Raw genomic sequence first — 13,200 nt, 5'->3', positions numbered from 1 at the left:
CAGCCTGACCTTGTCACCTTCCTGTCGTCACAGCGCACGGGCGCGCGCCAGCCAGTCGCCCAGCGCCGCCACCATGTCACCCTGGCTGAACGAGCAGCTCTCTTCCGTGAACAGCGCGGCGCTTTCCAGCTGGGACAACACCCGTTCGAGCACCTCGAGGTAGCGCGGCGGCAGTGCCGGCTCATGCGCCCGGGCGGCCTCACGCCATTGCTGAGTCAGCGCGGAAAGGGGCAGTTGGCCGGCGCCGAAGGCGGTCAGGGAGGCGGGCAGGGCGGCAAGGCGGTCGGTCATGGGGCAGCAGGCCTCACCAGCGGGGCTGGCTCAGCTCCTCGAACAGGTCGTTGAACAGGCTCAGGCGGATCGGGCTGATCTCACCGCGCTCGACGGCGGCGCGCACGGCGCAGCCCGGCTCCTGCCGGTGCGTGCAGTTGTGGAAGCGACAGTCGGCCACGTGCTTGCCGATGTCGGGCATCCAGCGCGCCAGATCGGTGGGCGGGATGTGATGCAGGCCGAACTCCTGAAAGCCGGGCGAGTCGATGACGGCGGTGCCGGCGGCCTTGTCCATCCAGTACCAAAGGCTGGTGGTGGTGGTGTGGCGACCGGAGTTCAGCGCCTGCGAGATCTCGCCGACCTCGGCCCGCGCCTCGGGCAGCAGGGTGTTGATGAGCGTGCTCTTGCCGGCGCCCGAGGGACCCAGCACCAGCGTCGCCTTGCCGTCGAGCAGCGGGGCCATCTGCGCCCGGGCGCCTTCGGTGTCGGCCTTCAGCGAGAGCTCGACCACCCGGTAACCCATGGCGCGGTAGGGCGCCAGGCGGGCGCGGGCAGCGTCGGCACCGGGCAGGTCGATCTTGTTGAGCACGATGGTCGGCGGGATGTCGGCCGATTCGGCGGCGATCAGGGCGCGCGTGAGCTGCGCTTCGCTGAACACGGGCTCGACCGCGATCCACATCAGCAACTGGTCGAGGTTGGCGGCAAACGACTTGCTGCGCCATTCGTCCTGGCGCCACAGCAGGCTGCGGCGCGGCTCGACCTGCACGATCACCCCTTCATCGCCGCCATCGAGTGTGTGTTGCCACAGCACCCGGTCACCCACCACCGCTTCGCTCTTCTTGCCGCGGGGGTGGCAGATCAGGCGCGGGCCCTCCTCGGGCTCGACGACCACGTGGCGGCCGTGCGTGGAAACGACCAGGCCGCTGGTGCAGCCCGAGGTGTCGGCTTCGCGGGCCGGGCGTCCCTTGCGGCCCTGCGGGGCGGGCGGGTGACCCCGCTTCATGCGCCGAGCGCATCCACGCGGGCAGCGCAGATGAAGTCGTTGAGCGAGACGCCGCCGACCGAATGGGTCGACCAGCGCAGCGTGCAGCGGTTGAAGGACACGGCCATGTCGGGGTGGTGATCCTGTTCGTGGGCAATCCAGGCCACGGCGTTCACGAAGGCCATGGTGCGGTGGAAGTCGGGGAAGCTGTAGGTGCGCTGCAGCGCGCCGCCGGGCACGCTGGCATCGACCTGCCAGCCGGGGATCTGGCCGAGCATGGCGTGCTGGCCGGCCACGGACAGCGGCGAGCCGGCGCGCGGCTCACAACGCTGCTGGTGCAGTGGAAGGGGGCTCACCGCGCTCATGCCGGTTGGGCCGCGCCGTGCGGCGGCGTGTGGGCGAGGGCGCCCATGGCGGCCAGGCGCTCGGAGGCGGGCGGGTGCGAGTAGTGGAAGCGCACGTACACCGGGTCGGGCGTGAGGGTGGACGAGTTGTCCTTGTAGAGCTTGATCAGGGCGTTGGCCAGGTCGGTGCCGCTGGCCTGCGCACAGGCATAGGCGTCGGCCTGGTACTCGTCACGGCGCGAGAAGGCCGAGAACACCGGCGCGACGAAGAACATCACGGGCGGCAACGCGAGCATGAACAGCAGCAGGGCCAGCGCATCGTTCGGCGCGCCCAGGTTGGGCGAGGCGCCCAGGCCGGTGTAGAAGGCCATCTGGCGCGAGAGCCAGCCCAGCAGCGCAAAGCCGATCAGGCTCATCACGAACATCATGATCATGCGCTTGAGCACGTGTTTGTGCTTGAAGTGCCCCAGTTCGTGCGCCAGCACGGCCTCGACCTCGCCATGCGAGAGCTTGGACAGCAAGGTGTCGAAGAACACCACACGCTTGGACGACCCCAGCCCGGTGAAGTAGGCGTTGGCGTGCGCAGAGCGGCGGCTGCCGTCCATCACGAAAAAGCCCTTGGCCTTGAACCCACAGCGTTGCATCAGGCCGGTCACGCGCTGGGCCAGGCCGTCGTCCTGCAGCGGCTCGAACTTGTTGAACAGCGGTGCGATGAAGATCGGAAAGACCACCATCAGCAGCAGGCTGAACGACACCCAGGCCGCCCAGGCCCACAGCCACCAGGTGTTGCCAGCCGCGCCCATCAGCCACAGGATGAGGGCGGCAATCGGGGCACCGATCACGACACCAACAAGCGCCTGCTTGATGTGATCGCCCACCCACATGCCGAAGCCCATGCGGTTGAAGCCGTGGCGCTGCTCGATGCGGAAGGTGTGCCACGCTTCGAGCGGCATCTCGATGAGGGCCCCGATGGCACTGAAGGCGCCGAGCAGCACAAGCTGGTAGGCCAGGCCGCCCCAGCGGGGGAAGACCAGATCGCGCACCGCGTGGTTCAGCACGTCGAGGCCGCCCAGCAGCGTCCAGCCGAGCAGCACGGCGGTGGTCACGACGGTGTTCACCAGGCCGAAACGCAACTTGTCGAGCGTGTAGTCGGCGGCGCGCTGGTGGCTGCGCAGCGTCACCTCGTCGGCAAACGCGGGTGGCACAGCGGCGCGGTGGCGTGCGACGTGGCGGGCCTGGCGGGTGTCGAGCCAGAGCTTCACGAGCACGGAGGCCGCGACGAAAAAGGCAAAAAGCAGGGTGACGGTGCTGGATGGCATGTCGGGAGTGTACGTTTGCCGCACAATCGGCTGCCGGGCTGGCGTGCACAAGACCGTGACGCCAGCGCCTGTTTTGACCTCTGCCGACATGACCGACACCACCGCCCCCGACACCCCCGTGACCCTGGCCAAGAGCGACCAGAACCTGATCTGGATCGACCTCGAGATGACGGGCCTCAAGCCCGAGAGCGACCGCATCATCGAAATCGCGGTGGTGGTGACCGACGCCAACCTGGCTGTGCGCGTGGAAGGGCCGGTGTTTGCCGTGCACCAGAGCGACGCCGTGCTCGACAAGATGGACAACTGGAACAAGGGCACGCACGGCCGCAGCGGCCTGATCGACCGCGTCAAGGCCTCGACCGTGAGCGAAGATGAGGCCGCCCAGGCCGTGATCGACTTCCTGAAGCAGTACGTGCCGGCCAACAAGTCGCCGATGTGCGGCAACTCGATCTGCCAGGACCGTCGCTTTCTGGCGAACTACATGCCGAAGCTGGAAGCCTTCTTCCACTACCGCAACCTGGATGTCAGCACGCTGAAGGAACTGGCCAAGCGCTGGAAGCCGGGCCTGGCCGAAGGCTTCAAGAAGGCGCAGAAGCACACTGCGCTGGCCGACATCCACGAATCCATCGACGAGCTGGCCTATTACCGCGAGCATTTCCTGGTGAAGTGAGGCCGGGCCGATGACGCAGCATGCAGATCGGCCGGGCATCGTCCGGTTCGACGCCCCGGTGGGCGGCGGTGCGATCGACCATCCGCGGCCGGACCGGCTGGAGCAGGGCAACCCGCGTCGCGAGACCTGGACGCTGTACGAGCCGGCCGCGGGCGACCTGTCGGCCGGCATCTGGGCCTGTGAGGTGGGCCGCTGGCGCATCGTGTTTCCGCCGGGCAAGCACGAGTATTTCTTCGTGCTGGAAGGCCATGTGCGTCTGCATGACGCGGCCGGTGGCTGGACGGACGTGCGTGCCGGGGAAGGTGCCGTCATCCCCGGCGGGTTTGTCGGGGCGTTCGAGGTGATCGAGCCCGTGCGCAAGCACTTCGTGCTCGTGGGCGGCTGAGCCACGGGCACGCCGTGCCACGCCGTCGCACGGCAGCGTGTCGTCAGGCGATGGTTTCGGCGCGGGGAGCGGAGGAGGCCCAGCACGCCAGCCTGGCCCGCCAGGCCGGAATGGCGGCGCCGAGCCACTCGCTCACAGTGCCGCCGGCCACAGCGGACAGGCCCAGCACGGCACCCGCCCGCCGCAGCGCGTCCAGCGGATCATCGAGCGCCAGGGCCGCCGCACCGTTCTGCTTCGACAGTTTCTCGCCGTTGTCGCCCATCACCAGCGGCGTGTGCAGGTAGCGCGGGTGAGGCCAGCCCAGTTGCTGCTGCAGCCACATCTGGCGGGGCGTGTTGTCCGCGAGGTCTTCGCCCCGCACGACGTCGGTGATGCCCTGCTCGGCATCGTCCACCACCACCGCCAGCTGGTAGGCCCACAGGCCGTCCGCCCGGCGCACCACAAAGTCGCCGACGGCCTCGTCCAGCTGCTGTGACTGCGGGCCCAGCCGCCGGTCGACCCAGAGCCAGTGCCCGGCGGCGCCTTGCGGTACAGAGACCCGCCAGGCGCGGGGCGCGCGACCCCGCAGGCCCGTGTGGTCGGGGCGGCAGGTCCCGGGGTAGACCAGATCGCCATGCCGGGGCTTGATGCGGCCCAGCTCGGCGTTCGCGCGCGCGATGTCGCTGCGGGTGCAGGCGCAACCGTAGGCCGTGCCCTGGGCGATGAGCCGGTCGAGCGCAGCCTGATAGCGGTCTCCCCGGTGGCTCTGCCACAGCGGCGGCGCGTCGGGGTACAGGCCGCAGGTCGCCAGCTGCTGCAGGATCAGCGTGTCGGCACCCGGCACGCAGCGCGGGGTGTCGACGTCTTCGATGCGCACCAGCCACTGCCCGCCGTGCGCGCGCGCGTCCAGCCAGCTGGCCAGGGCCGCCACCAAGGAACCCGCATGCAATGGGCCGGTGGGCGACGGCGCAAAGCGGCCGACGTAGGGGGCGCCAGCGCTCACAGCAGCAGGCCCTCATGGCGCTCGAGCAGCGCGCGCCGGGTGGTCGGGCTGGCGAGTTGGTGCAGCCACCACGTGAGCCCCAGCCCCGGCTGGGCGCTGGGCTGGCGCCAGGCGTAGAACGAGCGGATCAGGCGTTCCGGGCCGGTCACCGGCTTGTGCACCAGTCGGCCCTGATCCAGATAGGGGCGCAACATGGGCTCGGGCAGGTAGCCGCAGCCCAGGCCCCGCAGTTGGGCTTCGAGCTTCGCCGACATGGAGGGCAGGGTGAGCACGTCCTGGCCGGGAAGGATGCCGACCGTCATCGGGGTCAGCCCCTGCGCCGTGTCGGCCACGGCGATGATGCGGTGGCGGGCGATCTCGGCCGGGCTCAGCGGGCCGGGTTCGGCAGCGAGCGGGTGGTGGGGCGCCACCGCGAAGATGAACTTGAACTCGCCGATCAGCTCCTGCCGCATGTCGGAACCCACCACGCGATCGGCCGGCACGCCAATGGCGAGATCGGCCTTGCCGGTGGTCAGGGCCTCCCAGGTGCCGGTCATGACCTCGCTGCGCATGCGCAGGCGGGTGGGGGGCTTGAGCGCATAGAACGCCTCCATCAGGTCGAAGATCGCGTGGGGCGCCATGGCCTTGTCGACGGCAATCGTCAGCTCGGCTTCCCACCCCGAGGCCACACGTTGCACCCGGTTGGCCACGGCGGCCATCTGCTGCAGCAACAGGCGGCCTTCGCGCAGCAGTTCCTCGCCGGCCGTCGTCAGGCGGGCCTGGCGGCTGCGCCGGTCGAACAGCAGCACATCGAGCGCGTCTTCCAGCTGGCGCACGCTGTAGGTGAGGGCCGAAGGCACCTTGCCGAGCTCCCGGGCGGCGGCCGCGAAGCTGCCGGTGCGGGCGATGGTGTCCATCATCAGCAGGGCGTCGGGCGTGAGGACGTGGCGGCGATCCTGCATCGTTCGACTCGTTTCGTTCAATTGGTTTGAATGATGCCATCAGAAGGCCGCAGCCACCGAGGGGTTGTCGGTGCCTACAGTGAGGTCATGCGTCCAGTGGGCGCCCGACCCCCTCTCAGGAGACCCCTCATGCTCACGCTGCGCCGATCCGAAGACCGCGGCTATGCCGACCACGGCTGGCTGCAGAGCTTCCACAGCTTCTCGTTCGCGGACTACCACGACCCGGCCTTCATGGGGTTCGGCCCGCTGCGCGTCATCAACGACGACGTGATCGCCCCCGGGCGGGGCTTCGGCATGCACGGCCACCGCGACATGGAGATCGTGACCTACGTGCTGGACGGCGCGCTGGCCCACCAGGACAGTCTGGGCAATGGCGCCACCATCCTGCCGGGCGATGTGCAGCGCATGAGTGCCGGCAAGGGCATCCTGCACAGCGAGTTCAACCACGAGACGGCGTCCGCCACGCACCTGCTGCAGATCTGGATCCAGCCCACGGCGCGCGGCATCCGCCCGAGCTACGAGCAGAAGCACTTCGGTGCGGCCGACAAACGCGGGCAACTGCGCCTGGTGGCGTCACCCGACGGCCGCGAGGGCTCGGTCGGCATGACGGCCGACGCGCTGCTGTATGCCGGCCTGTTCGACGGCGCTGAAGCGGCCGAACTGGCGCTCGACCCGCGTCGCAAGGCCTATGTGCATGTGGCGCTGGGCGAACTGGCCGTCAACGGTCAGGCGCTGAAGGCCGGGGATGCCGCGATGCTGGAGGGCGAGGCGCTGCTGCGTCTGGACGGCGGGCGCCAGGCCGAAGTGCTGGTGTTCGATCTGGCCGCCTGAGCACCGGGGTGCACACCATGCTCGGCCGATGTCTCGACCCTGGCTCAGTTCTGCTGGGCTTCGAGGGTGTAGGCGGCGTGGTCGTCTTCGCCGAGCTTCTCGACCAGCCAGGGCAGCGCTTCGGCCAGGCGGTCGTACAGCGTCCACGGCGGGTTGATGATGAACATGCCGCTGCCGAACAGGCCCACACCGTCGCGGGCAGCGGCCTTGACGCGCAGCGTGGCGTGGAGCCAGTCAACCTTGGGCAGCGACGCCGCCACGCGCTTGAGTTGGCCTGGCAGCTGTTGCGCCTCATGGCGCGCCACCTCGGGGTACCAGATGGCGTACGTGCCGGTGGCAAAGCGCGGCACGGCATCCTTCAGCGTCTGGACCACGATCTTGTAGTCGTCCTTGACCTCGTACGGCGGGTCGATGTGCACCAGGCCGCGGCGTGGTGGAGGCGGCAGCACGCCGCGGAGGCCTGCAAAACCATCGGCCACCTGGATGCTGACGCCGCGCCGCACCGACTCGAAGTGCTGCTCCAGCACCTTGCTTTCGGTGGGATGCAGCTCATACAGGCGCAGGTGGTCGCCCTCGCGCAGCATCTGCGCCGCCAGTTGCGGCGAGCCGGGATACCACTGGAGCGTGTCGCCGTGGTTCACGGCCGCCACCTGTTTCACAAAGGCCTTGACGGCTTCCGGCATGGCCGGGTCGTGCCGCTTGGGCCACAAGGCCTGGATGCCCGAGGCCGCCTCGCCGCTGCGTGCGGCGTAGCCCGCGGTGAGGTCGTACAGGCCGCCGCCCGCATGGGTGTCGATCACCCAGAAGGGTTTGTCTTTCTGCAGCAGGTGCGAAAGCAACTGCACCAGCACCGTGTGCTTGAGCACATCGGCGTGGTTGCCCGCGTGGAAGCCGTGTCGATAACTGAACATGGCCCAAGGGTAGCAGCGGATGGCGCTGCCTGCGGCTGATGTCCTTGTCTTTTTCCCGTTCCCTCTGTCTCCCTGAAAGGATTCCGTCATGAGCAAGCAGATCGCCATCGTGTATTTCAGCGGCTACGGCCACACCCGACGCATGGCCGAGGCCGTCGCCGAGGGCGCCGGTGCGACCCTGGTGGCCGTGGACGCCGAAGGCAACCTGCCCGACAGCGGCTGGGCCACGCTGGCCGCTGCCGACGCCATCGTGTTCGGCGCGCCGACCTACATGGGCAACGTGCCCTGGCAGTTCAAGAAGTTCATCGATGCAACATCGCGCATCTGGTACACGCAAGGCTGGAAGGACAAGCTGGCCGCCGGCTTCACCAACTCGGCCTCGATGAACGGCGACAAGCTGTCGACGTTGCACTACCTGTTTACCCTGGCCATGCAACACAGCATGGTGTGGGTCGGCACGGGCATGATGCCGAGCAACAGCAAGGCTGCGACGCGCAACGACGTGAACTACGTGGCCTCGTTCAGCGGCGCCATGGCCTCGACCCCCTCGGACGCCAGCGTGGACGAGATGCTGCCGGGGGACCTCGAGACCGCCCGCCTGTTTGGCGAGCGCGTGCGCGCCGTGGCCAGCCGCTTCAACGCCTGAACGACACCTGAAGGACGACCTGCATGACCGCCTCCCATCCGAACCGTGCCCCCCGCCTGCTGGCGTTGAGTGGCAGCGCCCGCGAGGGTTCGATCAACGGCAAACTGGTGGCGGTGGCCACCGCCAAGGCCACCGCCCTGGGGGCCGAGGTCACCTCGGTGGACTTGCGCGCACTGGCCCTGCCGGTGTTCGATGCCGACCTGATCGCGGCCGAAGGGCTGCCCGCCGGAGCGCGCCAGTTGCGTGACCTGATGGCGGCGCACGACGGCGTGCTGCTGGCCAGCCCCGAGTACAACGCCTTGCCGACCCCGCTGCTGATCAACGCGCTCGACTGGCTGTCTGTCGTGCAGGCCGAGGGTGAGCTGCCTGGTGGCACGGCCGCCACCGCGGGCAAACCGGTGGGCCTGATGGCCGCTTCGCCGGGTGCACTGGGTGGCGTGCGGGCGTTGCCCATCGTGCGCACCTTCCTGAGCACCAACTTCGCGATGGTGGTGGTACCCGAGCAGGTGGGCGTGCCCGCAGCCGATCAGCAGTTCACCGCGCCGGGTCGTCTGGCGAGCGATGCACTCGACCAGATGCTGGACCGCCTCGTGGCTTCGGTGGTGCGCCAGGCCAACTGGCGCCTGCAGGGCTGATCAGCTGCCGAGAAACTCGCGGACCGCGCTCAGCGTGGCGGCCGGGGCCTCTTCCTGCGGGAGGTGGCCCAGGTCGGGGTAGGTCACGAGCCGGCACTGCGGGATGTCGCGGCAGAACAGGCGGCCGTGTTCGGGCGAGATCATTTCGTCGCGCTCGCCCCAGATCACCAGGGTGGGCTGCCGCACGCGCTTGATCAGCAGGGCCGAGGCGCCGAACTGGGCCTGGTCCATGCGCTGGAAAAGCGCGCCGCGGTTGCCCACGCGCAGGGCCATCTCGAAATAGCGATCGACCTGTTCCTGGGTGACCCGTTCCGGCGCGCCGAACACGCTGCGCACGCTCGACGCCACCAGCGACTTCGGCAGGATGCGCTCCGACACCCAGCGCAGGCCCCGCGTGCTGGCCACCTGAAAGGCCAGAGGCATGGACAGCACCGACGGCTCATAGCCATCGGCGTCGATCAGGATGAGTTTGCTGACGCGGTCGGGCGCCAGCACGGCGGTCTGCCAGGCCACTTCGCCGCCCAGCGCATTGCCGCCCAGAATCACCTGGCGCAGGCCGAGGTTGTCCAGCAGGCGCAGCACGAAGCGGGTGTAGGCGTCGATGCGGTAGTCGCCCTGGGGCGACGGGCCGGTCAGGCCGAAGCCGGGGAGGTCGACCGTGATGACGCGGTGGCGGGCCTGCAGACCGCGCTGCCAGCCGTCGAAGGTATGCAGGCTGGAAGCCATGCCGTGCAGCAGCACGATGGGCGTCCGGTCGTCGCGCGGACCCGTGTCGCGCACGTGCACCTGCATGCCATCGAGCTCGATGAAGATCGATGGGTCCGGCGCCCAGCGGGCCACGAGCTGCCCGAGCTGGCGGTCAGGTTCCCAGGTGGTGGCCACCACCCCCGCCAGCACGGCGGCGAACAGCACGATGGCCCACCACAGACGTTTCAACCACTCCATGGGCCGACATCATGCCTTGCTTCAGCGCGGTTTCCGGCTGTTGAGCTTGCGCATCTGGCGGATCACGAGCGCCTGGTAGGTGCTGCCCAGCAGGCGCACGAGCTTGTCGAGGAACTTCGCGTCGGGGCCGACCAGCACGCGGCGGGCGTTGCGTTCGACGGCCGTGAGGATCTGCAGCGCGGCCGACTCGGCGGTGGTCGTGCTGATCATCTTGTTGGCGCGGCGCTTGTGCTGTTCGATGGTGGCGCCGGTGAGCTTCTCCATCGCCGGGTCAACCTTGCCGGCCATCGCGATGTTGGTGGCGATGCCGCCCGGATGCACGCAGGTGGCGCTCACGCACGCGCCTTCCATCTCCAGCTCCATGCGCAAGGCTTCCGTGAAGCCGCGCACCGCGAACTTGGTGGCGTTGTAGGTGCCCTGCGTGGGAATGGCCATCAGCCCGAACAGGCTCGAGGTGTTGACGATGTGGCCATCGCCCGAGGCCCGGAGGTGCGGCAGGAAGGCCTGCGTGCCGTGCACCACCCCCCAGAAGTTGATGCCCATGATCCACTCGAAATCGCTGATCTTCGCGTGCTCGACAGGCACGGTCAGCGCCACCCCGGCGTTGTTGAACACCAGGTTGACGCGGCCGTGGTCGCGCACGACTTCGTCGGCCCAGGCGAAGACGGCGGCGCGGTCGGCCACGTCGAGCTTGCGCAGGGTGACGCGCACGCCGTGCTGGCTGGCCAGCTCGGCAGTGCGGACCAGCTCGGTCTCGTTCACGTCGCTGAGGGCCAGATGGCAGCCGCGGCGGGCCAGTTCGACGGCGAGGGTGCGGCCCATGCCGGAAGCCGCGCCGGTGATGGCGGCGACCTTGTCCTTGAATGACTTCATGCGGGTAGTGAGAACAATCAGGCCGCGCGGCGGGCGGCATCGGCGGCCGCCTGGGCGGCCTGGGTACGGCGGGCGATCCAGGTGCCGCAGTCGGTCAACGTGCGGCGCGCCTCGGGCAGCATCAGCATCGTCGGCCACACGTGGGGCATGCGGGGCTTGAGGTGCAATTCGCTGGTGACGCCCTGCACCACGGCCCGGTCATGCAGCCGGGTCGAGTCGGCCAGCAGGATCTCGTGGCGGCTGGCGTGGATCATCAGCGGGGGCAGCCCGCGCAGGTCGGCAAACAGCGGCGAGGCCACGGGGTCGTTCGCGGGCCGGCCGGCCAGGTAGAGCTTCGCCGCTTCGGGCAGCAGGTGCGGGTTGAACATCACGTCGGCCTTGGCCTGCGTCTGCATGGTCTCGCCGGAGCAGGTCAGGTCACACCAGGGCGAGAACAGCACGGCGCCGGCGGGCAGCGGCAGACCGGCATCACGTGCCGCCACCAACGTGGCCAGCGCCAGGCCGCCGCCGGCCGAGTCGCCGGCAAACACGACGTCCTCGGGGCGGGTGCCTTCGGCCTGCACGGCTTTCCACCAGGCGAGGGCGTCATCGACCGCGGCCGGGCACGGGTGCTCAGGGGCCATGCGGTAATCGACGGAGAGCACGCGGGCCTCGGCGGTGCGCGCCAGGTAGGCGCACGTGGGCCGGTGGGTGGTGAGGCTGCAGAAGAAGTAGCCTCCACCGTGGAAATACAGCACGGTGCGCTTCGGGTTGGCCACGCTGAGCCATTCGGCCGCGCACAGGCCGGCGGCGGGGTTGGCGGCCACCGGCGTGTGCCGGATGCTGGCGGGCGGCGGCGGGTAGCGGCGTGCCATCTGATCGACCTTGTGACGGGCGGCGGCCACGTTCAGCGGGCCACGGCTGCCCCGCTTGAACTGCCAGCGAAGGACCAGGTTGGTGAGGACGGACTGGATGCTCATGCGGGCTCGCTCAGGTAAGGCTTGAGGTTGAAACGGCGGGTCTTGAGGCGGTAGGCAAAGGTGAAGCCGGGCCACAGCGAGATGTTGCGCCCCTGGGCCGTGAGGTACCAGCTCTTGCACCCCGACTGCCACACGGTGCGCTGCAGTTGCTGCTGCACCTCGTCCACGAAGCGGGCCTGCGCCTGCGGGCGGACTTCCAGCGTGCGCAGTCGGCGTTCCCGCATGGCTTTCAACGCCTCGACGATGTAATGCGCCTGCGACTCGATCATGAAGACCATGGAGTTGTGGCCCAGGCCGGTGTTGGGGCCCATCAGCATGAAGAAGTTCGGAAACCCCGCCACGGTGATGCCCATGTAGGCCTCCGGGCCGTTGCGCCAGACGTCGGCCAGGTCGGCGCCGCCACGGCCGAAGACCACGCCGGGCGGGATCGGGTCCGAGACCTTGAAGCCCGTGCCGAAGATGAGTGCGTCCACGTCGCGCAGCGTGCCGTCCCGTGTGACCACGCCGGTTTCCGTCACTTCCCGGATGCCGTCGGTGATCACGTGCACGTTCGTGCGCGCGAGCGCCGGGTAGTAGTCGTTGGAGATCAACAGGCGCTTGCAACCGGGCGTGTAGTCGGGTGTCACCTTGGCCCGCACCTCCGGATCCCGGATGGCCTTGGCGATGCGGTGCTTGCCGACTTTGGCCACCAGCTTCATCCACTCGGGCTTGTATTTGAAGGCCAGGAAGCGGGCCTCGAGCATCCAGTAGAGCTTGATGCGCTGCAGCCGCTGACGCCAGGGATGGGCGCTGAAGTCGGCACGTTCGCGCTCGGTCAGCGGGCGGTCGTCCTTGGGCACCACCCAGGGTGGGGTGCGCTGGTAGTAATCGAGCCGGTCGACCAGTGGGGCAATGGCCGGCACGAACTGGATGGCGCTGGCGCCACTGCCGACCACCGCCACGCGCAAGCCACGCAGGTCGACCCCGTGCTGCCAGGTGGCCGAATGGAACACCGGCCCCTTGAAACGCGCCAGTCCCGGCAGGTCCGGCACCATCGGGTTGCTCAGGCCGCCCATGCCGGACACCAGCACCTCGCCTTCGAAGACCCGGCCGTCTTCCGCCTGCACCACCCACAACCGGCGGGCCTCGTCGTAACGCGCGCCAACGAGGTTGGCGTTGAAGTGGATGTGCCGCATCAGGTCGAAGCGCCGGGCCACGTCCTTCAGGTAGGCAAAGATCTCGGCCTGGGGTGCATACATTCGCGACCAGTTGGGGTTCGGCGCGAACGAGAACGAATAGAGGTGCGATTGCACGTCACAGCCGCAGCCCGGGTAGGTGTTGTCGCGCCACGTGCCGCCGACCTCGCTGGCGCGTTCGAGCAGGACGAAATCCTCCTCGCCCGCTTCCCGCAGCTTCACGCCCATGCACAGGCCCGAAAACCCCGTGCCCACCACGATGACGCGGTGCCGGGACGGCGCGGTGCCCGACGGGGTCGCCGGCTGAGCGTAAGCCTGGGGTTTCATGCGAG

At 69.0% G+C, this 13,200-nt stretch carries 16 protein-coding genes; 5 read left to right on the top strand and 11 right to left on the bottom strand.

Annotation, left to right across the window (positions count from 1 at the left end; genetic code table 11):
* Nucleotides 1-27: 27 nt before the first annotated feature.
* Genes DEH84_RS13340 through DEH84_RS13325 form a run of 4 tightly spaced genes read right to left on the bottom strand, consistent with a single transcriptional unit; the run spans nt 28 to nt 2,915 of the window.
* Nucleotides 28-291, bottom strand: coding sequence for a hypothetical protein (locus DEH84_RS13340; RefSeq protein ID WP_109037293.1), 264 nt, complete (start codon nt 289-291; stop codon nt 28-30).
* A 13-nt stretch (nt 292-304) separates the two neighbouring features.
* Entirely contained in the window at nt 305-1,273 is a 969-nt protein-coding gene (rsgA, locus tag DEH84_RS13335; protein ID WP_109037292.1) for a ribosome small subunit-dependent GTPase A, read from the bottom strand.
* Entirely contained in the window at nt 1,270-1,608 is a 339-nt protein-coding gene (locus DEH84_RS13330) for a 4a-hydroxytetrahydrobiopterin dehydratase (RefSeq protein WP_245932586.1), read from the bottom strand. Before DEH84_RS13330 ends, rsgA begins: the two co-directional genes overlap by 4 nt.
* 5 nt (nt 1,609-1,613) lie before the next feature.
* Nucleotides 1,614-2,915 (bottom strand): M48 family metallopeptidase, encoded by a 1,302-nt coding sequence (locus DEH84_RS13325; RefSeq protein WP_109037290.1) that lies wholly within the window; start codon nt 2,913-2,915, stop codon nt 1,614-1,616.
* A gap of 88 nt (nt 2,916-3,003) precedes the next feature.
* On the opposite strand from DEH84_RS13325, the gene orn reads away from it, so the two are divergent.
* Both orn and DEH84_RS13315 read left to right on the top strand, forming a co-directional pair.
* Nucleotides 3,004-3,585: an oligoribonuclease gene (gene orn / locus DEH84_RS13320; RefSeq protein WP_109038393.1), complete on the top strand. Its 582-nt coding sequence runs from the start codon at nt 3,004-3,006 to the stop codon at nt 3,583-3,585.
* A 10-nt stretch (nt 3,586-3,595) separates the two neighbouring features.
* Nucleotides 3,596-3,970, top strand: a complete 375-nt coding sequence (locus DEH84_RS13315) for a cupin domain-containing protein (protein ID WP_109037289.1) — start codon at nt 3,596-3,598, stop codon at nt 3,968-3,970.
* A gap of 43 nt (nt 3,971-4,013) precedes the next feature.
* On the opposite strand, the gene gluQRS is transcribed toward DEH84_RS13315, so the two are convergent.
* Nucleotides 4,014-4,952 (bottom strand): tRNA glutamyl-Q(34) synthetase GluQRS, encoded by a 939-nt coding sequence (gene gluQRS, locus DEH84_RS13310; RefSeq protein WP_109037288.1) that lies wholly within the window; start codon nt 4,950-4,952, stop codon nt 4,014-4,016.
* Nucleotides 4,949-5,893, bottom strand: coding sequence for a LysR family transcriptional regulator (locus tag DEH84_RS13305; RefSeq protein ID WP_109037287.1), 945 nt, complete (start codon nt 5,891-5,893; stop codon nt 4,949-4,951). The genes gluQRS and DEH84_RS13305 overlap by 4 nt, the downstream gene beginning before the upstream one ends.
* A gap of 129 nt (nt 5,894-6,022) precedes the next feature.
* On the opposite strand from DEH84_RS13305, the gene DEH84_RS13300 reads away from it, so the two are divergent.
* A complete protein-coding gene (locus DEH84_RS13300) occupies nt 6,023-6,724 on the top strand; it encodes a pirin family protein (RefSeq protein WP_109037286.1) in 702 nt (233 codons plus the stop codon).
* A 44-nt stretch (nt 6,725-6,768) separates the two neighbouring features.
* On the opposite strand, the gene DEH84_RS13295 is transcribed toward DEH84_RS13300, so the two are convergent.
* Nucleotides 6,769-7,635, bottom strand: a complete 867-nt coding sequence (locus DEH84_RS13295) for a 23S rRNA (adenine(2030)-N(6))-methyltransferase RlmJ (protein WP_109037285.1) — start codon at nt 7,633-7,635, stop codon at nt 6,769-6,771.
* Between the two features lie 88 nt (nt 7,636-7,723).
* Here DEH84_RS13295 and DEH84_RS13290 point away from each other — a divergent pair, with 88 nt between their 5' ends.
* On the top strand, nt 7,724-8,281 hold the full coding sequence (locus DEH84_RS13290) for a flavodoxin family protein (protein WP_109037284.1): 558 nt from the start codon (nt 7,724-7,726) through the stop codon (nt 8,279-8,281).
* Nucleotides 8,282-8,304: 23 nt separating this feature from the next.
* Entirely contained in the window at nt 8,305-8,916 is a 612-nt protein-coding gene (locus tag DEH84_RS13285; RefSeq protein ID WP_109037283.1) for an NADPH-dependent FMN reductase, read from the top strand.
* Here the strand turns inward: DEH84_RS13285 and DEH84_RS13280 are convergent, their stop codons facing one another.
* From DEH84_RS13280 to DEH84_RS13265, 4 genes are read right to left on the bottom strand one after another with little or no spacing between them, the layout of a single operon-like run.
* Nucleotides 8,917-9,861, bottom strand: a complete 945-nt coding sequence (locus DEH84_RS13280) for an alpha/beta fold hydrolase (RefSeq protein WP_109037282.1) — start codon at nt 9,859-9,861, stop codon at nt 8,917-8,919.
* Between the two features lie 21 nt (nt 9,862-9,882).
* Entirely contained in the window at nt 9,883-10,734 is an 852-nt protein-coding gene (locus DEH84_RS13275; protein WP_109037281.1) for an SDR family NAD(P)-dependent oxidoreductase, read from the bottom strand.
* A gap of 17 nt (nt 10,735-10,751) precedes the next feature.
* On the bottom strand, nt 10,752-11,693 hold the full coding sequence (locus DEH84_RS13270) for an alpha/beta hydrolase (RefSeq protein ID WP_109037280.1): 942 nt from the start codon (nt 11,691-11,693) through the stop codon (nt 10,752-10,754).
* Entirely contained in the window at nt 11,690-13,195 is a 1,506-nt protein-coding gene (locus tag DEH84_RS13265) for a flavin-containing monooxygenase (protein WP_109037279.1), read from the bottom strand. The genes DEH84_RS13270 and DEH84_RS13265 overlap by 4 nt, the downstream gene beginning before the upstream one ends.
* Nucleotides 13,196-13,200 lie beyond the last annotated feature (5 nt).

The sequence above is a fragment of the Aquabacterium olei genome, assembly GCF_003100395.1.
GTDB lineage: Bacteria > Pseudomonadota > Gammaproteobacteria > Burkholderiales > Burkholderiaceae_C > Aquabacterium > Aquabacterium olei.
The sequence above is the reverse complement of the archived record's forward strand: the minus strand, read 5'-3'. Positions and strand labels throughout refer to the sequence as shown.

Excerpts from the sequence above, each read along its gene's own strand:
- DEH84_RS13340 (WP_109037293.1), bottom strand. The coding sequence starts at position 291 with ATGACCGACCGCCTTGCCGCCCTGCCCGCCTCCCTGACCGCCTTCGGC.
- rsgA (WP_109037292.1), bottom strand. The coding sequence starts at position 1,273 with ATGAAGCGGGGTCACCCGCCCGCCCCGCAGGGCCGCAAGGGACGCCCG.
- DEH84_RS13325 (WP_109037290.1), bottom strand. The coding sequence starts at position 2,915 with ATGCCATCCAGCACCGTCACCCTGCTTTTTGCCTTTTTCGTCGCGGCC.
- orn (WP_109038393.1), top strand. The coding sequence starts at position 3,004 with ATGACCGACACCACCGCCCCCGACACCCCCGTGACCCTGGCCAAGAGC.
- DEH84_RS13315 (WP_109037289.1), top strand. The coding sequence starts at position 3,596 with ATGACGCAGCATGCAGATCGGCCGGGCATCGTCCGGTTCGACGCCCCG.
- DEH84_RS13305 (WP_109037287.1), bottom strand. The coding sequence starts at position 5,893 with ATGCAGGATCGCCGCCACGTCCTCACGCCCGACGCCCTGCTGATGATG.
- DEH84_RS13300 (WP_109037286.1), top strand. The coding sequence starts at position 6,023 with ATGCTCACGCTGCGCCGATCCGAAGACCGCGGCTATGCCGACCACGGC.
- DEH84_RS13295 (WP_109037285.1), bottom strand. The coding sequence starts at position 7,635 with ATGTTCAGTTATCGACACGGCTTCCACGCGGGCAACCACGCCGATGTG.
- DEH84_RS13290 (WP_109037284.1), top strand. The coding sequence starts at position 7,724 with ATGAGCAAGCAGATCGCCATCGTGTATTTCAGCGGCTACGGCCACACC.
- DEH84_RS13285 (WP_109037283.1), top strand. The coding sequence starts at position 8,305 with ATGACCGCCTCCCATCCGAACCGTGCCCCCCGCCTGCTGGCGTTGAGT.
- DEH84_RS13280 (WP_109037282.1), bottom strand. The coding sequence starts at position 9,861 with ATGGAGTGGTTGAAACGTCTGTGGTGGGCCATCGTGCTGTTCGCCGCC.
- DEH84_RS13275 (WP_109037281.1), bottom strand. The coding sequence starts at position 10,734 with ATGAAGTCATTCAAGGACAAGGTCGCCGCCATCACCGGCGCGGCTTCC.
- DEH84_RS13270 (WP_109037280.1), bottom strand. The coding sequence starts at position 11,693 with ATGAGCATCCAGTCCGTCCTCACCAACCTGGTCCTTCGCTGGCAGTTC.
- DEH84_RS13265 (WP_109037279.1), bottom strand. The coding sequence starts at position 13,195 with ATGAAACCCCAGGCTTACGCTCAGCCGGCGACCCCGTCGGGCACCGCG.